At 39.3% G+C, this 18,561-nt stretch carries 22 protein-coding genes; 17 read left to right on the plus strand and 5 right to left on the minus strand.

Going from position 1 to position 18,561, the window contains the following annotated elements; all coding sequences use genetic code 11:
* Positions 1-319 precede the first annotated feature (319 nt).
* Together ACE1CC_RS23440 and ACE1CC_RS23445 are read left to right on the plus strand one after the other, a co-directional pair.
* Positions 320-592, plus strand: coding sequence for a hypothetical protein (locus tag ACE1CC_RS23440; protein WP_413272852.1), 273 nt, complete (start codon positions 320-322; stop codon positions 590-592).
* A 245-nt stretch (positions 593-837) separates the two neighbouring features.
* Positions 838-1,689, plus strand: a complete 852-nt coding sequence (locus ACE1CC_RS23445) for a bifunctional DNA primase/polymerase (protein ID WP_413272853.1) — start codon at positions 838-840, stop codon at positions 1,687-1,689.
* A 23-nt stretch (positions 1,690-1,712) separates the two neighbouring features.
* Here the strand turns inward: ACE1CC_RS23445 and ACE1CC_RS23450 are convergent, their stop codons facing one another.
* A complete protein-coding gene (locus tag ACE1CC_RS23450) occupies positions 1,713-1,979 on the minus strand; it encodes a hypothetical protein (RefSeq protein ID WP_413272854.1) in 267 nt (88 codons plus the stop codon).
* 94 nt (positions 1,980-2,073) lie between these two features.
* Between ACE1CC_RS23450 and ACE1CC_RS23455 the strand changes: the two genes are divergently transcribed.
* The 8 genes from ACE1CC_RS23455 to ACE1CC_RS23490 all read left to right on the plus strand — a co-directional run bounded on the left by ACE1CC_RS23455 (position 2,074) and on the right by ACE1CC_RS23490 (position 6,661).
* The gene (locus tag ACE1CC_RS23455; protein ID WP_413272855.1) at positions 2,074-3,147 is read left to right on the plus strand and encodes a ParB N-terminal domain-containing protein; all 1,074 of its coding nucleotides are present in this window, start codon (positions 2,074-2,076) and stop codon (positions 3,145-3,147) included.
* A 70-nt stretch (positions 3,148-3,217) separates the two neighbouring features.
* Complete coding sequence (locus ACE1CC_RS23460; RefSeq protein ID WP_413272856.1) at positions 3,218-3,538, plus strand: hypothetical protein; 321 nt, start codon at positions 3,218-3,220, stop codon at positions 3,536-3,538.
* Between the two features lie 20 nt (positions 3,539-3,558).
* Entirely contained in the window at positions 3,559-3,789 is a 231-nt protein-coding gene (locus ACE1CC_RS23465) for a hypothetical protein (RefSeq protein WP_413272857.1), read from the plus strand.
* Positions 3,790-3,813: 24 nt separating this feature from the next.
* A complete protein-coding gene (locus tag ACE1CC_RS23470; RefSeq protein ID WP_413272858.1) occupies positions 3,814-4,395 on the plus strand; it encodes a siphovirus Gp157 family protein in 582 nt (193 codons plus the stop codon).
* Positions 4,392-4,652, plus strand: coding sequence for a hypothetical protein (locus ACE1CC_RS23475; RefSeq protein ID WP_413272859.1), 261 nt, complete (start codon positions 4,392-4,394; stop codon positions 4,650-4,652). Before ACE1CC_RS23470 ends, ACE1CC_RS23475 begins: the two co-directional genes overlap by 4 nt.
* Before the next feature lie 212 nt (positions 4,653-4,864).
* Entirely contained in the window at positions 4,865-5,767 is a 903-nt protein-coding gene (locus ACE1CC_RS23480) for a DUF5895 domain-containing protein (RefSeq protein ID WP_413272860.1), read from the plus strand.
* A 143-nt stretch (positions 5,768-5,910) separates the two neighbouring features.
* The gene (locus ACE1CC_RS23485) at positions 5,911-6,360 is read left to right on the plus strand and encodes a hypothetical protein (protein WP_413272861.1); all 450 of its coding nucleotides are present in this window, start codon (positions 5,911-5,913) and stop codon (positions 6,358-6,360) included.
* 70 nt (positions 6,361-6,430) lie between these two features.
* On the plus strand, positions 6,431-6,661 hold the full coding sequence (locus tag ACE1CC_RS23490; RefSeq protein WP_413272862.1) for a hypothetical protein: 231 nt from the start codon (positions 6,431-6,433) through the stop codon (positions 6,659-6,661).
* A 49-nt stretch (positions 6,662-6,710) separates the two neighbouring features.
* On the opposite strand, the gene ACE1CC_RS23495 is transcribed toward ACE1CC_RS23490, so the two are convergent.
* Positions 6,711-6,944 carry a hypothetical protein gene (locus tag ACE1CC_RS23495; protein ID WP_413272863.1) on the minus strand — a complete coding sequence of 78 codons (234 nt, stop codon included), beginning with the start codon at positions 6,942-6,944 and terminating at the stop codon, positions 6,711-6,713.
* A 176-nt stretch (positions 6,945-7,120) separates the two neighbouring features.
* On the opposite strand from ACE1CC_RS23495, the gene ACE1CC_RS23500 reads away from it, so the two are divergent.
* The 6 genes from ACE1CC_RS23500 (at position 7,121) to ACE1CC_RS23525 (ending at position 13,824) form a co-directional block, all read left to right on the plus strand.
* The gene (locus ACE1CC_RS23500) at positions 7,121-11,338 is read left to right on the plus strand and encodes a hypothetical protein (RefSeq protein ID WP_413272864.1); all 4,218 of its coding nucleotides are present in this window, start codon (positions 7,121-7,123) and stop codon (positions 11,336-11,338) included.
* 47 nt (positions 11,339-11,385) lie between these two features.
* Positions 11,386-11,526 carry a hypothetical protein gene (locus ACE1CC_RS23505; protein WP_413272865.1) on the plus strand — a complete coding sequence of 47 codons (141 nt, stop codon included), beginning with the start codon at positions 11,386-11,388 and terminating at the stop codon, positions 11,524-11,526.
* Between the two features lie 133 nt (positions 11,527-11,659).
* Positions 11,660-12,313 carry a translation factor GTPase family protein gene (locus ACE1CC_RS23510; protein ID WP_413272866.1) on the plus strand — a complete coding sequence of 218 codons (654 nt, stop codon included), beginning with the start codon at positions 11,660-11,662 and terminating at the stop codon, positions 12,311-12,313.
* Between the two features lie 251 nt (positions 12,314-12,564).
* Positions 12,565-12,873, plus strand: coding sequence for a hypothetical protein (locus ACE1CC_RS23515; protein WP_413272867.1), 309 nt, complete (start codon positions 12,565-12,567; stop codon positions 12,871-12,873).
* 21 nt (positions 12,874-12,894) lie between these two features.
* The gene (locus ACE1CC_RS23520; RefSeq protein ID WP_413272868.1) at positions 12,895-13,338 is read left to right on the plus strand and encodes a PIN domain-containing protein; all 444 of its coding nucleotides are present in this window, start codon (positions 12,895-12,897) and stop codon (positions 13,336-13,338) included.
* A gap of 30 nt (positions 13,339-13,368) precedes the next feature.
* Complete coding sequence (locus ACE1CC_RS23525) at positions 13,369-13,824, plus strand: hypothetical protein (RefSeq protein WP_413272869.1); 456 nt, start codon at positions 13,369-13,371, stop codon at positions 13,822-13,824.
* Positions 13,825-13,854: 30 nt separating this feature from the next.
* Here the strand turns inward: ACE1CC_RS23525 and ACE1CC_RS23530 are convergent, their stop codons facing one another.
* Complete coding sequence (locus ACE1CC_RS23530; protein ID WP_413272870.1) at positions 13,855-14,481, minus strand: SGNH/GDSL hydrolase family protein; 627 nt, start codon at positions 14,479-14,481, stop codon at positions 13,855-13,857.
* Between the two features lie 197 nt (positions 14,482-14,678).
* Between ACE1CC_RS23530 and ACE1CC_RS23535 the strand changes: the two genes are divergently transcribed.
* A complete protein-coding gene (locus ACE1CC_RS23535; protein WP_413272871.1) occupies positions 14,679-15,437 on the plus strand; it encodes a DegT/DnrJ/EryC1/StrS family aminotransferase in 759 nt (252 codons plus the stop codon).
* A gap of 22 nt (positions 15,438-15,459) precedes the next feature.
* Here the strand turns inward: ACE1CC_RS23535 and ACE1CC_RS23540 are convergent, their stop codons facing one another.
* Together ACE1CC_RS23540 and ACE1CC_RS23545 are read right to left on the minus strand one after the other, a co-directional pair.
* Complete coding sequence (locus ACE1CC_RS23540) at positions 15,460-18,282, minus strand: Tn3 family transposase (protein WP_413272872.1); 2,823 nt, start codon at positions 18,280-18,282, stop codon at positions 15,460-15,462.
* A 5-nt stretch (positions 18,283-18,287) separates the two neighbouring features.
* On the minus strand, positions 18,288-18,494 hold the full coding sequence (locus ACE1CC_RS23545; RefSeq protein WP_413272873.1) for a hypothetical protein: 207 nt from the start codon (positions 18,492-18,494) through the stop codon (positions 18,288-18,290).
* Positions 18,495-18,561 lie beyond the last annotated feature (67 nt).

The raw sequence follows: 18,561 nt of genomic DNA on the forward strand, positions 1-18,561 counted from the left end.
TTAAATGGGTTAACGATATGCTGGTAATGACGTTTGTGTGACAAACACTATTTCACTGAGGAGCCGTATGATGCGAAAAGTATCAAGTACGGTTTTGGAGAGCAACGGCTCTCGTGAGAGAGTCGTTGACTTTAATTATCATTCTAATTAAGGCACTACAAATACTTGGCTATGTATCAAATACGCTAGGGCATAGCGAAATTAACGCTTGTGGAGAGACGACTCTCTACTTGAGCTTGGAAACAACGCTCAAGCAAAGTCACTCGTTGAAGCAAGAATCTCCCGCCACAGCGCAGTGCGGTGAGAGTGTCAAGTGGTTGTGGCTGATATCAATCAATCAGAGCAATCAATACAATTAACTGTCGAAACAGCAAATTGGGGTAGTGGTGTTGAGGTAATAGAAGCATTGGTGACTGGTCAAAGTTTACGGATTGGTTTGAATATCAAGTATCTGCTAGAAGGTTTGAAGAAATTGGATACTGCTTGGGTAGAATTGCTACTGGATGAACCAACTACTCCCATAATTATCTCGCCAGTAGAAAGCTTGATTCCGACAACTCAGGTATTGATGCCGATTGAAATCAAGCATTAGGTAACAACTGGGGGATAGGGGGTAGGGGGTAGGGGGTAGGGGTTGGGGAATTTCTTCTCTTGCCTAACTTTCGCCTGTTTCGACGTTGCAGAACATATAAAAGTCGTGTTGGGTTCTTCTCTTCCCTAACCCCCAACACCTAACCCCTATCCCCTTCTTCTTCCCTAACCCCTAACCCCCACCCCCCAACCCCTTCCTCTTCCCTACACCCAAATTTACAGTTTCATTCAAATGTATTCAACCCAATGACTAACAATCTGATGCAAAGGTTGTTACAAGGTCTGTCGTTGATTCCTAGTAGTTGGTCAATTGTACCGACTAATGGAAATAAACAACCTTTAGGCTACAAATGGCAACAAAATCCATTTCATAAAGATGAATTAATCAGACAATTGCAATCAACAGGTGGAGTAAAAGTTCGCAATCAAGTAGGTAATCAAGTGCGTGTTTATCCTCAAGGAATTGGTGTATTGACAGGTCGGGGAATGGTTGCTCTAGATGTTGATGGTAGTTCGGCAATGAAGGTATTACACACAATTACCAAGGGAAATATGCCACAAACTGTCGCATTTACTAGCGGTAAACCAGGGCGTTGTCAATACCTATTTTCGATTCCTGATGGTACTGAAATTAAGTCGCGGCGCATTAAAGCACCGTTGTCAGGTGAAGCTTTAGAAATTAGGAGTGCGGGGATGATGTCAGTACTACCACCTTCTGTGCATCCTCAGACTGGGAGATATCGTTGGGTAGTTAGTCCAGTAGAATGCACAGTTGCTACTGCTCCTAAATGGTTGAATCAGTTAATTCCCAAATCTTCTAAGTCTGCACCGCAATTATTGACAGTTAAAAATCAGCGAATTGCTGCTTTGTTAGCTCAACTAGCACCTTGGAGAGCAGATGATTACAATGAATGGATTCGGATTGGGATGGCATTATATTCTTATTCGCCATCGTTGTTACCAGAGTGGGATTGCTGGAGTCAACAATCATCAAAATATCAGCCTGGTGAATGTATACAAAAATGGGCTACTTTTAATCCCACTAGGATTAGCATCGGTACGTTGTTTTATTTGGCTCGAATCGATTCTGGAATTTAAGTAGGGTGATATAGTTTCTCAGATTATGAAACGATGTGGATTGGCTTTGAATCGGGTAACAATTGATTTGCTTCTTCGTTGACATAGAGAAGTCCCCTACCCAACCTTTCTAAATATTCGCTCAAACTACAACCAGAAGCTTCTGCTCTAGCACGCAAACCTGCATAACCCGTGTCAGTTACAGCAATACTCCTGACCTTTTTTAATTCACCATATTCTGCCTCGCTACCAGGTTTGAGATTGGCAAGGGAGCGGGGGTTAATTTTTGCTGATTGTCTTTTCTTTACCATCTCGCCAATTTAGGACTTCTCATCTCAATATTACATCAGATTCATATCAGGTATTATATAATGTCTGATATGAATCAAATGGAAAACATGATTTATGGTGGTTACAGCATCCGAGCAAGCAACAGGGGCAAACTTATCTGAGTGTCACTTCGGTATCGATCCAGAATTTCAGGCTTTGATTCCACCGCCCACACCAGAAGAACTGGAGTTGTTAGCTGCAAATCTTCAGCAATTTGGCTGTCTTCAACCTTTGGTAGTGTGGAAAGGTTACAACATTCTGCTCGATGGTCATAACCGTTATCGTCTTTGTACCCAGTTGCAGATTCCTTACTCTACAATCGAAATTGAACTTCTAGACCGCAGTGCTGCAATTGCTTGGATTGCTGACAATCAGCTAGGGCGGCGCAATATTACGCCAGAAATCGCTAGTTATCTGCGCGGAAAACGTTACTGTTTGCTCAAAGGCAACCCGCTGGACAATCTTAAGCAAAACTCACCGAAGGGACAAAGTGTCACTTCGGTAGATGTGGCTGAACAGTTAGCCCAGCAATATAAAGTTAGCAGTCGTACTATCAAACGCGATGCTCGGTTTTGTGAGGCTATCGATACTTTAACCATTGCCTTGGGGGAGGAAATCAAGCAAGATATTCTGGGTCGCGAAGCCAGAATCGCTAAAAAAGAAGCCTTAACGCTATGTAGAATCGTCAAAAATGAAGGGAAGAAGGCTGCTAGTTACCGATGGGAGCAATTACGCAATCCTGGCGATATTGTGCAACGAATTAAAGACAAACAACGGGTTCCTAATCCACGTCGAGTGGGTGAAGTTTGTCAAATCATGGCTAAGGGTAATCCAGATTTAAAACAAGTGTCAGGTTGCTGGTGCATAATCATGGAAGTAAAGAATTACAGTTGTATCATAAGAACCTGGCGCATGGATTTTGATGCTGTGAAACCGGAACATTTAGAACCAATTGATGGCGCTTCTGAAGCTGATGCCGCAGTAATATGTCAGCGAATTCGTCAGCTAGCGAACAAAGTTTATCAAGATTTTGACCCGACTCATGCAGCAGCATTGGAAGCATTTGCCAGGTTGTCTAATCCAGCAAGTCTAACATCAAAACAAAAACGCTTGTTAGCTTTTTTGGAAACTGAATATGGGATTGAATAAAGATATTTCGCATAAAACATAACTCTTTCACTGACGTGAGGAAAGAAAAGAATTACATAAAAATATCTGAATGAAGCCGCCACAATTTATTCAACTGGAAATCAACTTTTCTGTACTCAAAGTTGGCACAAAAGTTCAGGTCAAAGGTTATGATGGCTATCAGTTTATCGATTTAACAGGTACAGTGGGAGTGGTAGATTTATACTGCCAAAAAACAGGTGATTATTTAATCTATTTCCCCAAGCGAAACGGACTCGTACCTAACAGCAATTTGATTTTACCTTACAAACGCAATCAATTAACAGTTATCCCAGGTCGGGGAAGATGTAGTTGGGAGAAAATTGTGGAAACTCATCAAAGAAAAAACCGCTCACGCTCTTCAGATAAGTGAAGTCATAGAGTGGGAATAATATGCTATCAAAAAGCATTTTACCTGTTGAAGAAAGCACAACTGCACCATTAACAACAGAAGAAGAAACGGCACTTAATCAGTGGTACGACGAATTAGATAGCGAATGGTTAGCTGCTATTGATGACCCGCAATCGCCGGAATACCAAGCATTAGTAGAAATGGAAGCTCGGATGTTAGCAGAACAGGAATATTATCACGACCAATTCCTGTATGCAGACCGCTTAGTATAACAATGAGAAACGGAATATCTTGCTATGAATGCCACCTCATCTTTGAGTGAAACCAACATCAATCGTGCTACTTTAGCACAGCTATCTATTAGTGCTGCCGAACTGTGGCAACAACTAGAAAACTGTCCTGAAGATACAGATTTAACTGAGGTTTACTCTCAACTATTAGACATCCAGAATGCTAGTGAAGCCAAGATAGATGCTATTGCTTTTGTTGCTGACCAATTGAAATTGGATTTAGAAATCTGGGAAGAAAAAGTGAAGCGAATTACCCAGTTGTATACCAACATCATTCAAAGACGACGTAATCAATTAAACAGTCTGAAATCTTATTTGTTGGGTTTGTACAAACTCGGATTGTTACCAGAGCAAGTAGTAGGCACAGAACGGCGGATTGATTTTCAAAATAGTCCACCTTCTGTTGTGCTGACAGTAGCACCTGAAAGCTTGCCGCCTGAATTTCAAGCCGTGAAAGTTAGTGCCAAAAACTCCGAAATTATGGCGGCTCATAAAGCAGGTGAAGATGTCAGTAAATTTGCCCAGATTACTACAGAAAAGCACGTCCGATTCCGCCATTTAACTAAGTCTTCTAGAGGTAAGAAATGAACATTTCCAAAACTACTTTCATTAGTTTAACATCCAACAGTTGCACTAGCTGTATTACCGCAGATAATACAGTTAATCTGTATCTGCATAACCAAAATGAATCAATCATCATTCAGTTTGCGCCAGAGAATTTGCCAACTGTGCAAGCTTTAGTAGTAGCTTTGCAAGAACTACAAACTAAAATTCGGCACTGGCAGATTCAAAAATTGCAAGAACAACTGCCTAAGAATGGTCAATTAGCTGATAACGAGTTTTGAGGAAGTAGGGGTTGGGGGTTAGGGGTTAGGGTGTGGGGAACAATTTTGGATTTACTCTATCCTAGAGAACGATTGATAATGAATTTGTGCTGATTAGTTGACGAAAATCTACTGCAATAAACTAAATCTTCCCCTAACCCCCAACCCCTAACCCCTAACCCCTAGAAGTGCTAACGCACGTAGATGAAAGAAGTTTTTCTCTTTAACGACCTATGCCTACAAAAAACAGCAAGACAACTGAACCTGTAACCGCTACAGAAAACGCTGCTGATGAAACAACAATTGACCCACGTTTAACACAGTTTATTGCCGCCGAATTTAGTGGTAAACTGACTACCTTAGCTATCTGTCAAATTCTCAATGAAAAGACACCAACTTCGGTGGGATTATTCATCAAAGAGAAGAATTTAGCATTAATTGATTGGCGAGGTGAAGAAGCAAATTATGAACATACTTTTTCTAGCGGTACAGTAGAAAAAGGGGTGCTATTTAAATCGCCACGAATGCACATTTTGGCAAAATCTGACCGTTATGTGCAAATGCGAGAAACTGGAGAAATTGTTGCTAACTATGAAACAGCAGAAGGTCGTGCTAAATATGAGGAGATTAATTCTGACCCCAAGAAACCAGCAACTTTACGCTCGTTTTATATCATTTATTTAGTAGACGACAATAACTGTTTTCTGCATTCTGTACCTTTGGTGTTATCAGTGCATGGCGTGGCAGCTGCTAGATTTGGTGAAGCGTATAATCAATTTAAAGTGCAAATGGAAATCGCTTATGCCAAAGCAATGGGAACTGGATATCGCAGCCTGAATGATAGATTCCACTGTTTAACAGTTTTCCATCCCACTTTTAAACCATCATTGGAACCACCTAATGGTGATAAGAAATCTTGGGTAGCAATCCCAGAAATGGTGGCGATTCCTAATCAAATTAATCCGGTTGGTAAGTTCATATCTCTAGATAAACAAGAGGAATTATGGACTTTAGCAGGTGAAGCAGCTAACTTTAGTAAACATCTTCTCAAAGCTGCTGATACTCTTGATGAAGCAACGACAAATGTGATTGCACCACAAACGGTGGATACTTCTGCATTTGCTGTTGATGAATAAAGCACAATTTCGCTGTTAATCAGTTTTACAGAACTGGGTTGGCAATCCTACGACTTCTGTAAAGTAAAAGTCGTAGGATTGTCTATCTTTACTGCTAGTTGTAGTAATATTCACTTGTTTGCTGTTGCTGGAGAGTTGGTCAGATGCCTAAAAAAAAGCCAAAACAATCTTCAGGGGAAACTCCACCGAAAAAACATAAATTTTTTCTCAATCCTTATACAGATTGTGCGTTTACTAAATGCCCAAAATGTGAAACAAAAACTAAGGTTCGCAAATTTAACTTGGTGATTCATATCAAACCACAGCAGTTGTTTTTGCTCAATAAACAATGTAAATACTGTGCCAACTGTGATTTGATTATTGCTAAAAAGCAGGAAATAGAATCGTTAATGGCTTTTGGGTTTAATTCAACAAATCCTCAAATCGTAGGCAACGATTATTTGGTGATGGGAACAATCGACAGAAAAGATTGGCAAGCAAATAATCAAGATTCAGTTCCTCCCTCGGAAATTATTAAGCGAATGTTTATTTTCCAAGATGAATGGAACTTTAAAGTGATTCCGGCTGGATGGTATCCCAGTGAATCAACATAACTTTATTTGACTGAGCTATTTATTAAAGCTTACGCTTATCAAAGAGGGAAAATTATACTAATCCCTCTTCATGTACCCCGAATATTACGAAGAATTCCACTACGTTGACCGAGCAACAGAACCAGTAGAACGCGAAATTCTCCCGATTGCAGAAAGGATTCAAAATCAAAACTTATGGCATAGTAATGATTGGTATTACTATGACAAAGGTAAAGTAGATGGGGATTTAGGAATTCCATCCCAATCAGAGAATCCTTTCTACCAAATAGGTTACAAAAAAGCTCAAGAAAAGTATCAGTAATAGCAGCAAATGATATCAGTCCCTAAAGCTGATATCATTTGCTGCTGATTCAAAAATCATCATTATTAACAGAACTTCCTTCAGGTGGTTGATTCTGCTCTAACCATTCTTCAAACTCTCTTTGTTCTTCCAACCAAGCTGCTTCCCTTTGTTCGGCAATAACAGCTTGTCCGCACAGTTCATCAATATCTACTGTACCATCTGCTAGTAAGTCACCTAAGTTATCAGAATGCCACCGAGAAACAGATAATTCAATTGGTTTTTTCCCTTCACTATTACTCATAATTAATCCGCTATTTTTTACTAACTTAAACCTAAGTTCTATATTAACAAATCAGAGCAAATCTGAACCAGAATATTATTTTTATCACTAAAGCGATAGAGCAACTTCTATCTGAAGGTTTATTCGGCATCCCTCAACTAAAAACTAAATTAAGAATTAAAAATTGAGGCGATACTATGGCGATTACCTTAGAACATTTCTGCACCAAAACTAATCAACCAATTATCGTTGATGGACAACCTGTAACCGAAACTATAGAACATTGTTTAGCAGCATATTTTGCTCCTGATGCTACTTATAAAATTGGTGCAGTTTATCCCGGTGTTACCACAGAAGCTGATTTACAAAACCTGCAAGCACAAGGTTTAACTTTACAATTTGCTTCTGATGACCGCTTTTATTTTATGGATAAACAATTGCGGGAGAAAGTATTTGACCAAGCACACTTTGGTGCTGCTTATGGTTCCAATATGTTCACTCCTTGTCAAAGTTTTGCCGAAATTAAAGGTTTGCGGGTGCTAGTCGTAGATGCTGCTACTGGTGAAAATGGTGGAATCATTCCCAATCAAGAAGCAATAAAACTGGTAGGAGATGGGGATGGAAAAATAGATGTTCTCACCCATGAAGCATTAGGAAATGCAGCAAATACACCATTTCAAACTCGATTTGGGATTAAGTCACGCCAAGCAGGATTAGAACTACAAGAAGATACACCAGTTAATCAAACTTGGCAGGTAGGAAAAGGTACATTTGCACCCCGCGACCTGTCTACGATTGGTAATGGTTACGATTTAATTATTAGCACTGACCAACTCAAAGGACGCAAGAATCAAGAGAATAAGCTGGGGATTTTGGGAACAGATGGTAAACCAATAAAAAGTGGGAATGAAATCAAACCAGGGGAATATACAATGACGATTGGCATTGGTAATAAAACTGATGCTTATTTGGGAATTACTTCTACTGGTTCGCAATTTTGGAATTCTTTCCCTTCAGGTGTCCAAAATGATGTATTACCTCGGTTAGAAAAACGGTTGGCAGAACTTAAAGAAATGGCATCTGACCCGCGCCAGATTGCTAGAGATTATATTAAAGTTATGGATGAAAGGAACAAATATCGGATACAAGAAGATAGTACATCCTCGTCAGATATTGATTTTGATAACTTGGATTTAGACGCTTTTGATAAACTAATAGAACAAGCATTTGGTAATAGCGATTCCCAACTATTGTATCGCATCCTAAAAGCTGATTTAGATGGTCATTATCAAGTGTTGGAATTACCCAAAGTTATTGATAAACTTCAGGAACATTGGCGCGAACAGTACCTCGATTGTGCGACTGGCAGATTTATTAAGTTTGATTCGGCGATGGCTCAAACTTGTCACGATCTAGCGGAAAATGAAGTTAATATTCCTAACTATCCTGATGGTGCAGAAGTTATCGTTTATCGTGGCCCTACTGCTAATTCTAATACAGTTGATGTCTATGTTAACAAACATCTGCCTCACGAACCGCATGATGTTGGCACAATCAAGATGTCACCCAAAGGATTACAGCATTCCTTATCTGATTGCGATGGCGATCGCATAGCTTACATTCTAGCATCAGAATTCCCCCATACAGCTAACGAAATCAAACAACGGCAGAAAGCAGAGAATCGTTATGCAGAAATTGTTAAATTAGAGAAGAAAGCATACCTTGGTAGTTTTGAGAGTATTGCTTTATCAGCAATGGAAAACAAGATTGGTGTCATTGCCAATCTCTGCATGAAAGGAATTGCTTTAGAAAATGAATGTAATGCAGTACCACCAACAGCAGCATTTCAGTTAATGCGGGATATTTCTGTTGGTGCAACCGGAATGTTAGCCGCAGAAAATGATGTAGTAAAACCCGTGAGGTATCCACCAGAAATTAAACAGCAGATTGCTCAATTGGCAGCTTTTTCTCAACAATTACATAATAAAGGTTTGAGTGTGACTGAATGCAATACTCTTGATGATTATAACCTTTTGATTGCCGATAAACAAGTTAATTTACCGCAGCTTAGTGCAGCAGATATTAACCAATTCTTAGAAAAATCTCGCCAATTTTATCATGATGTAGTTGGGATATTAGGTGGTCAACTGCAAATAGAAGTGGATAGGGGGAAAAGTGCTAATCGTGCTAATCCAGAAATTGTTAATGCTTGTCAGGCAATAATTAAAAGTTTTGATATTGCACCTTGGGTAGAAGAAAAGAAAACTGATGCGGTATATTCATCAAGAAGTATGAATGCCATCGGTCATGGTGCGATTGATTTGATGATTAAACCGACTAATGAAGCATTTGCAGAAAGTGCGTTAGTCGCTCGTTCTACTCAACAATTCCAAGATTTGTTTACGGGAGTAGAATTCACACCTACTCAGAAAGAACAAGCTGCTGAATTAAAGAAAAGTTATGATACTTTGCTCAATCGTGCTATTGAAATGAAAAGAGAAGTAGCAGAAGCACCAGGATTAAGAATTGTGGCAACTAGTGCTAAAGGTAATTCTATTGAAATTATTGGATTAGCGCAATGTCATCATCCTCATGCTTTTGATACCCAAAGAAAATTGGATATTAAAATTGTTGAAAATAACAAACCAGATAATAAAATCAAAAATCGTTGGGTAGCATTAGCACCTGTGTTTGATGCTCAAGGGAAACCCAAGTATAAAAAATTAGGTTATATTGCTACAGAAAGTGCGGCTAAATATCCCGAACGGATGAAACAATGGACAGAACTTAAAGGACTAACCACACAAGTTTTACCCGGATTAACACAAGCACAAGTGAAGGCAGCTTTTAAACAAGCTAAAGAATTTGCTAATACTGCTAGAGATAGTATTCCTGATTCAGAAAAAGAGTCAGTAGCAGCAGCAATATGGGAATTATCTACTAGTGGTAAGGATGAAAATGCAACCAAAAAATTATCGGCAGCATTTGCTATATTTGGTGATGAAATAATTGGAAGATTACAGGAATTACAGTTTACTGATTTTGCAGTAGTTGGTGTTCATAAACCAAGTAATGAACACCTGGAACGGCGTTGGGTAGGCGAAAAAGTTAGTTGTGAAATTATCCAAGCACCTGACCCAGCTAATCCTTCTCAAAATAAGCGTTGGTTGATGGTACAAGGGAAGAAGTTAGGTGTATTTCGTAGTGAATCGGCGCAATTACCTATTGGTACTTCTTTTGAGGCAACTATCAGTTCACCCCCTGGTGCTAGTGTAATTATTACTAGTACTAAAGGCAATCAATTGAAGGTAGGACAGTTGAAAAAGTATGGTTTTGCTGATAAGGAATGGCATGGAGAAACTGGTACTATTAGTATTCAAGTTCAGCATGGTAAGCAGCCTACAGCTATAGCTTTAGTTGATGGTAAACCTTTAGGAATAATTGATAAAGCATCTTTTACAGAATTAGCTGATAAGTTAGCTCAAAAAGGTGTTCCGGTGCAAGGATTTCAGTTTTCGGCTACTTTAGAATCTGCACCTGCTACTATTGCTAATATTAAGGTAGATTCATCAACTGTTAAATATCCGCAATTGTGGACGAAAGAGGAACCTGTAGTTCAGTTAAAAGAAGTTAGTTTAATTGAGGCGATTAAGCCACTACTACAACAGCAGTATCCAGAAAAAACTGTAGGGTTAATGCACGATGAACGAGCAGCAATGAAAGCTTATTTAATCGGTAGTGATGAAGTGAAAGATTTTATGCAGTCTCGCGGTTTTTCTGAGGAATCGATTATGGCATTATCTCAGGAAATTGAGCAGAAGTTTGGAGCAAATAGTTTTATAGGAGTTGCTAGTAAAGGAAATCAAGAAGAACTTTATTTTGGTGTTTTATTGCCGACTGCTCAAGCGGAGGTAAAGACAGCTGCTAGGCTGACAGAAGCTTTTAATTTTCCTTTGGAATACGAACAAATGCAAGGAGGACAGCATACAAAATTAATCGCCGTTCCTTTACCTGAAATGCTAGAACTGCTCAATACTGCTACTCAATTAGCAACTAATTCTCCACAAGAAGTTGAGCCTCCTGCTGCATCATCAGAATTAGCACCATTGCGGTCAGAATGGGAAAAGAAGATGCTGACTGCTGCTATTAGTAGTTTGAAGGGTAATGTTGCTAATACAGGTGAAGAAATCCAAACTGCTACGTTTGGCGAAAATCATCAATATAGAGTGATTATTCATACTCCTACTGAAACTTTGCGAATTGTTGATGAAATATCTGAGCGGGGTACTCTTTACAAGGCTCATAAAGGTTCGCCTGCAATTACTTGCAATTTCGCTGAGGCTGAAAAACAAGCTTTTGCTCGATTTAGTACTGCTAAACAATTGCATAATTCACCTGATTTAGAAACTGGTTAAGCTTCCCCTTACGGGGAAAAGTCATTTAGTAATTTAGTGGTTTTATTATGCTGAATCAAAATAAAGTGGAACAAACAGTGTTAATTGAATTACACAGGAAAGCTAAGAATCTGATGCAGATTTATGGTTATCCCCATCCTGATTATTTAGCTGTGATGCAACAGATTAAGCAAATTATGAGCGATTGAGCGGATTGCTGGTTGTGAAAATGCGATCGCTCTTGACGTTTGTAGTATATTTGTAGTATAAAATAGTATAGATTGGGTAAAGGGATACAAGCCGCACATTTATCTGTGAGGTAAATCAAAAATCTAAAATCAAATGACTGGAGGGATTATGACCACCCGCAAAACTGTTGTCGATAGAAGTGGAAAATTTGATTATACTCTGAAGAAACAAGGTGGTGGTCCCGGTCAATATGCGCGGGTAATCGGACAATTGGAAGCGTGCGACGAACTATTTATCTTTGAAAATAGAGTTGTTGGTGGTGCAATTCCATCTAAGTTTATTTCTGCGTGCGAACAAGGTTTTCGTGATGCAGCTAATTCTGGGATATTAGCTGGGTATCCAGTGATTGGAGTCAAAGTAATTCTAGAGTCAGGAGATTATCATCCGGTTGATTCTAACGATTATGCTTTCCGATTTGCTGCTAATCAAGCTTTTTATCAAGCTTTGGAAACATCCGATCCGGTAATTATTGAACCTGTAATGCTGTTAACAGTTGAAGTACCATCCAAGTTTATTGGTGTTGTGCAAAGCGATTTGTTATCCCTACGTGCGGTACTCACAGGGTTGGAGTATGTAGACAACAGTGTAATTCTGGTTTCACAAGTACCTTTGGCGCAAATGTTTGGTTATGCGACTCGATTGCGATCGCTTTGTTCTGGTGGAGGTCAGTTTTCCATGAGCTTTAGCCATTATCAACCAGTACCAAAAGCGGTTGAGCAAAAATTGATAGCAGGAGCAAGCAAATAAAATCTCTGCTATTTCACCTTGAGTAATGCGTCCATCAACTCATCAATTTATCTAATTAATTAGCCCTGTATTCTAGCATCAGGGCTAATTTATATTATATAAAAGTTGTGATATTTGTAAGGCTTTAATGCCATAATTGTCTGAAGCTGTCAGTTAACCAATAAATTCTACAAATGTAGCAGAAGTTCTGTAGCGGCATAAGATAGAAGAGAAAGCCATTCCCAGTTCGTCTCTAATCAAATAATATTTCTATGACTATCAAAGAACTGCTGCTCCAAGAAATTGAATCTTCAACGGATTCTCTCCTAGAAGAAACTCTTGATTTTCTCCGTTTTTTGAAAACCAAAAAAGATAAGCAATCCCCAGAGATTAAGCCAGAAACAGCTGGTATCAATAGCCAACCTGAACCAGAAGTACACCCGACAGACAGTTCTGAGCTACCCTATCGTCCGGCTTCCGGTCGTTCCATCCTCAGACACGCAGGGACTTGGACAGGTGATGACTTTCATGAGCGTCTTCAGTCTGTTTATGCAACTCGTGGCAAAGCCAAGTTCGATTAAAACTTAAATTATCCTTGAGTAATGTACCTATTAGACACCAATCATTGTAGTGCTATCATCCTTGGCGAACCAAATGTAATCCGTAGAATAACTGAGGTTGGAGAATTAAATATTGCCACCTGTGTAATTGTGCAAGGAGAACTTAGATACATGATGGAAAATTCTGCTCAGAGGGAAACTAATTTAGGTTTTTTGAGAGAATTTAGCGAAGATATACGCATCTACAATGTTACAGAGGACACAGCTAGTATTTATGGTCAACTCAAAGCAGCTTTGATGAGACAATTCGGCCCAAAAGAAAAAAGCAAACGGAGAAAAACTCAAGTAACAGACCTGGGTTTTGATGAAAATGACCTTTGGATTGCAGCTATAGCCTTACAGCATGGTCTTAATGTTGTATCAGCTGATAGCGACTTTGATCGGATTCAACAAGTAAGAACATTGTCTGTTGAATCCTGGTTGTAAATTTTATCTGCTTTAAGAATTGACCCAAGCATGGAAAATTGGATAGAAATCAAGGTCAAAGTAAAAAAAGGGTATGGTGTCGCATCAGGCAGAGCTAAAGATGCGCGTTTTCCTAATGGTACGATTGAAATGCAAAAGCCTTTTTTTAGGGAACTTGGTCTGGATTTAAGTCAATATTTTACTGGGACAATCAACATTTCTATTGCTCCATATAAATACGAAATTAAACAGCCTAAATATACATTCAGAAATCTAAAATGGGCAGCAGCAGAACCAGCAGAAGATTTCTCATTTTGTGATTGTCAAATTATACTAAATCCAGGGAAATCGCAACCTGGTTTAATCTATTATCCTCATCCTGAAACTAAACCCGAACACTTTCAAACTCCCGACACTCTGGAAATCATTACCTCCTTCATCAATGGATTAAAATATGAAGATGAACTGATTATTGCTTACGATCCTCAACAAATTAATATTAATTAGTCTACAGTTGTCTATGGTAGTGGTACAAAACTATCTAGATTCACCAATAACATAAGGGAGAAAAGCCCGTCGTACTTCATCAGCACCCCGTAGGCTTGGCTCAATAATAGCTGTAAACCAAGATGAGTCGCCCTTGAGGAAGTGTGCGTGCAGATCGACAAATTGCCCATAACGGTTAGCAATTTCTTGAATTTTTGTGTTGATACGTTGAAAATTCTTACGGGCAATAGCTGGGTCAACACTCGAAAAGTTACGCTGGTCATCTCCCAAGGTAGGATCGTAAACATTGCCGAGCACAACCGGACGAATGGGTAATTGCTTCACAAATGTGTCTAGGGCATTAGCAAAGCTGGCTATTCCACCACCTTTGTCCTGAATTAATCCTCGCAATAGATCGTTACCGCCAATGGTGATGATTGCGATCGCACCTTCTTCAACCCGTAATCCCTGAGCTTGTGATGGTAAGTCATCCACTGTTGCACCATCACGGGCACGATGTTCCAGCCTTGCTTTTCCGCGTGATGCTAAGTCTTGACCAATAAATTCAGGGAACAGGCGATCGTCATTTTGGACGAGTAACTGTCCCGGATGAACTCCAAACTGATTATATCTTCCGCAATCTAAAATCGAATCGCCAAAAGTGTAGAGTGTGGTCATTGTTTGCTCCTGTCGATTGCAACTCAAGAGAGTTAAGACACCTGCCCCTCCCAGTCTTTGTATAAACTGTCGTCGTGTGTGTCGAAATGAAGTCATCGCTGCTTGCTGTTTGTTCGACGCTAGCATGAGGGAATAGTAAACAACACTAATCAGAAGATGGATTTATCACTTTAGTTTAAAAATTAACTCTATGAACAATGAAAAGCTATCTTTATCCGCGATTGAATTTAGATATTAGTTTTGCTGACCTCGCCTTTGGCTTATTTCCTTGGCTCAGTAAATCATCTGTACAAAACTCATCTATTATCCAAGATTTTAGCCGAAATCACAAACAAGTTTTGGTAACACTTTCGGTTCGCACTGCGTTTGATTTATGGTTACAAGCACTAAATCTCCCCAAAGGAACAGAAGTTTTGATGAGTGCTATTAATATTCGAGATATGCAGGAGATTGTGAAAAATCATGGGTTAATTCCGGTTCCTGTTGATATTAACTTAGATACTCTAGCACCTGATATTGAGTTATTAAAAAGTTTGATTTCGCCAAAAAGTCGTGTTTTTGTAATAGCTCATTTATTTGGTTCAATTATTGATTTAGAACCAATAGTTGAGATTTGTCAAAAGCATCAAATTCTTTTGGTTGAAGACTGCGCTCAAGCCTTTTGTGGCACTAGTTATTGTGGTGCATCTTCAGCAGATGTGAGTTTGTTTAGTTTTGGGCCGATCAAATCTTCTACTGCCTTGGGAGGTGCTATTGCTTGTATTCAAGATTCAATGATAGCTGAAAAAATGGTTACTTTGGCAGCAGAATATCCCTGTCGTAGTGAATTGTGGTTTTGCCAACGAGTATTCAAATATTGGGGATTAAAAGTATTATCGATTCCCCAAGTTTATGTATTTCTGATAGGGGTAAAGCCGAGATACGCGCAAAATAGGACACGATGTAAAGAAATGTAAAGAATTCCTCGCAGAGATAGAATCATGAGGCTGAAAACGTCAACACCATCTCCTCATCCAACGCCTGCGGGACTACATCTAAATCAATCAAGTAATCCCCAAAACGCTTGATTTGACTGGTCAGATAAGGACTTAAAGCCGCCACATCCGAACGCATCAGCAAATAACCCTCACGCTGAAGTTGGCGCAACACCTCAGTTAAATCAACCGTGTTGTGGAACACCACCGCATTTGCAATCAAATCGTTGTACTTAATAATCTTCTCCTGTTCAGTTGGGTCATTATTAGCAATTACCCCCTCACCCCCAAAGAAAAACCATTTTGCAAAACCGTGATAAGCTTCCACCTTATTCGTAACAGCCGTAATCTGTTGTCGTAGTTGCATATCCGAAATATACTGCAACAAAAACACCGTTCTCACTACTCGTCCCAATTCTTGAAAAGCTTGATATAAACGATTTTTTCGACTATAGTTCCCTAACTTTCGCAATAAAATAGCCGAAGAAATCTTTCCCGTTTGAATTGAGAGAACAACTCGTAAAAGGTCATGCCAATGCGTGGCAATTTTCGCCCAATCAATAGAATCTTTGAAAAGTGAATCAATATGTTGATAAACCGCTTCTTTATCAGGACGATAAAAAATTAAATCCTGCCAATTACGAATCCGAGGCATTAACTTAATACCCAACAAATAAGATAAAGCAAAAACAGGCGTTGATTGACCCTGTGTATCAGCATGAATTTTAGATGGTTGAATATCTGACTGATTCTTTAACAACCCATCAATAATATAAACTGCTTCCCAAGTTCCACAAGGAATAAAATGACTAAACAAGGCTACATAAGTATCAGCAACATGATGATAAGCAATCCCACCATAACCCCCATAACGAATGTGATACTCAGATAACAAATTCTGTTCGTATAAATCATACTTCGTTCCATCAGCCGCAGCTGACGTACCATCACCCCATAGCTTTGGTAAACTCAAAACATTGTAACGATTAATCACATCAATCAGTGCCGCATTTAATTTCTCAGCACTCACATGACGACGGTTAACAAAAGATAACTCTCTTGGGGTAACTATCCCTCTCATGTGACGTGCAGCTTGAGTTGGGCCAAGATTACATCCATAAGCAAAAGTAGTCAGCAGATAACGTTCGGTAGCCCGTTCCAACTTGGGGTCAGAGCCAGAAAGCGGGCCAAAATGTCGCGTAAAATTTGTCCAATAATCTACATTTTTGAGGATATCAATTAAATTACGTTCGGGCATTCGTTCAGCAATAACTGCTTCCAAAGCCTTCACAGAAGGACTAACTTCACTACTTTTTTGTCGTTTTAATACAGGTTCTCCCAATTCATTAATTACTACCGTCCGATTATCTGGATAACCTGCATCTACACTCGTAGCTGTATCGATAAGCCAGGATTTTAATTGTTCAACAAAACCACTAGCTGTATCACTAAAACCGAGATTTTGACAGTATTCTGACACCAAAGGTTCACACTCTGACCAACTAAGTAGTTGCTCTCGATAATCAGCATAATCTGCTGAACCGAGAACGCAAACATCTCCAGACCTCAGTTCAGCTGCTAGATAAGAAAAAACACAAACTTCAAAGTGACGACGAATCATTTTTTTAGGCTGTTCAACCCGTCCAAAAACTAACCGTTGCCACTGTGTTCCCGCAAATGAAAGGTCTACTGTAGCTGGCAACCACTCACCACGACGATGTGCATTTAAGAGTAAAAAATCTAAAGCTTTAATCAAAGTTTCATCTTGACTAGTAGCCGCAAACTTTAAAGCACTAATTAACCGAAAAAATGCACTACGATGACTTTTATAAAATTTCCAGATTAGTGGCAAATAGTTATTACCACTGTAAGCATTAACCGCTTCGCATTCATGCAGAAGTTGCTCGACTCCTCCAGCCGGAATGAAAACGTTTTGTACCTGTGTTATCACTTCTATTTCGGTAGACTCATCTACAAATACTTGCAGCACATTTGTGAGAACTCCTACTAACTTTTCTGTAGTTTCCAGATGTTTCTGTCGGAGTTTCTCTAACTCTTCTTTCGCTTTGTTATGAATTGTTCGCATTCGCTTCAGAAACATGGAAACTAAATTGTCTCTTGCTTGCACCTGGGCTGCATAAATTAAACATAATAAAAGTGTAATTCGCTTGGGTTGCCCAATGTCTTTCAGTTCGGCAGCATCTAAAGCTTTGGCAACGGCTGCAAAATGTTGAATTTTAGCACTGGTAATAGACTCTAAATAAGGTTTGACTTCCCCAAAAGAATCTAACCAAATTAAATGTGTTAGTAAATCATTGAGGTGATTGCGAGTTGGACGATTTGGTAACTGTTTGAGGTCATTATAAGGACTGCGAAAATGCACTGAATGACTCTTTAACAAGTTATCCAAACGCTCAATGTACTCCTGATTTAATCGGCTAATTACTAGCAAAAAGAGTTTTTGATTAACTAGATTTCTAACTCGACGTACTAAGCGGTCTAAGGTATTAAATCCGGGCAACTCATAGCGGTGATGAATTAATTCATCAATTGCTACATTAATTAAGTCAGCCGGGTTGTCCATGACACTGGCAGATTTATAAACGGTTGTTACTGCTAAATGTCGGGCTGACTGGTTAAATTGGGTAACTTTGAGATACTCGCGAATGGCTGTGCGATGTCGATACATCGTCCGAGATTGTTCATATCCGATAGAAACATCGGATGGTAGGTGCAGACTGTTACGAATATGATTAACAAGGCTTTTAGGAATATCTACCAATTTCGGAAAATAACCAAGCCTCTGAAAAGCTTTGAGTAAAACCATCAAGTTTAAAAAGTGAATTTGACCTTAGCTTGTAATTTGTAATACCAATAATAACCTTTTTGAGAGCGGGCTTTATAGCGCATTACCCAAGTATCAGTCGGTGCGAAATTTCCCTCTGATTCTAACTGCTGAATTTCCGACTGTAACAGTGCGATTGCTTCTTTAATTCTCTCGGCACGGGCTGCTAGATCACGAGCTTGTGTCGCTTTCACTTTTGGGGATTGATTGTGGCTTTTTCTCTTGGGGTCACTGTCCATAAACCAGGTTAGTAAATATTTA

The organism is Floridaenema aerugineum BLCC-F46 (assembly GCF_041929345.1).
GTDB lineage: Bacteria > Cyanobacteriota > Cyanobacteriia > Cyanobacteriales > Aerosakkonemataceae > Floridanema > Floridanema aerugineum.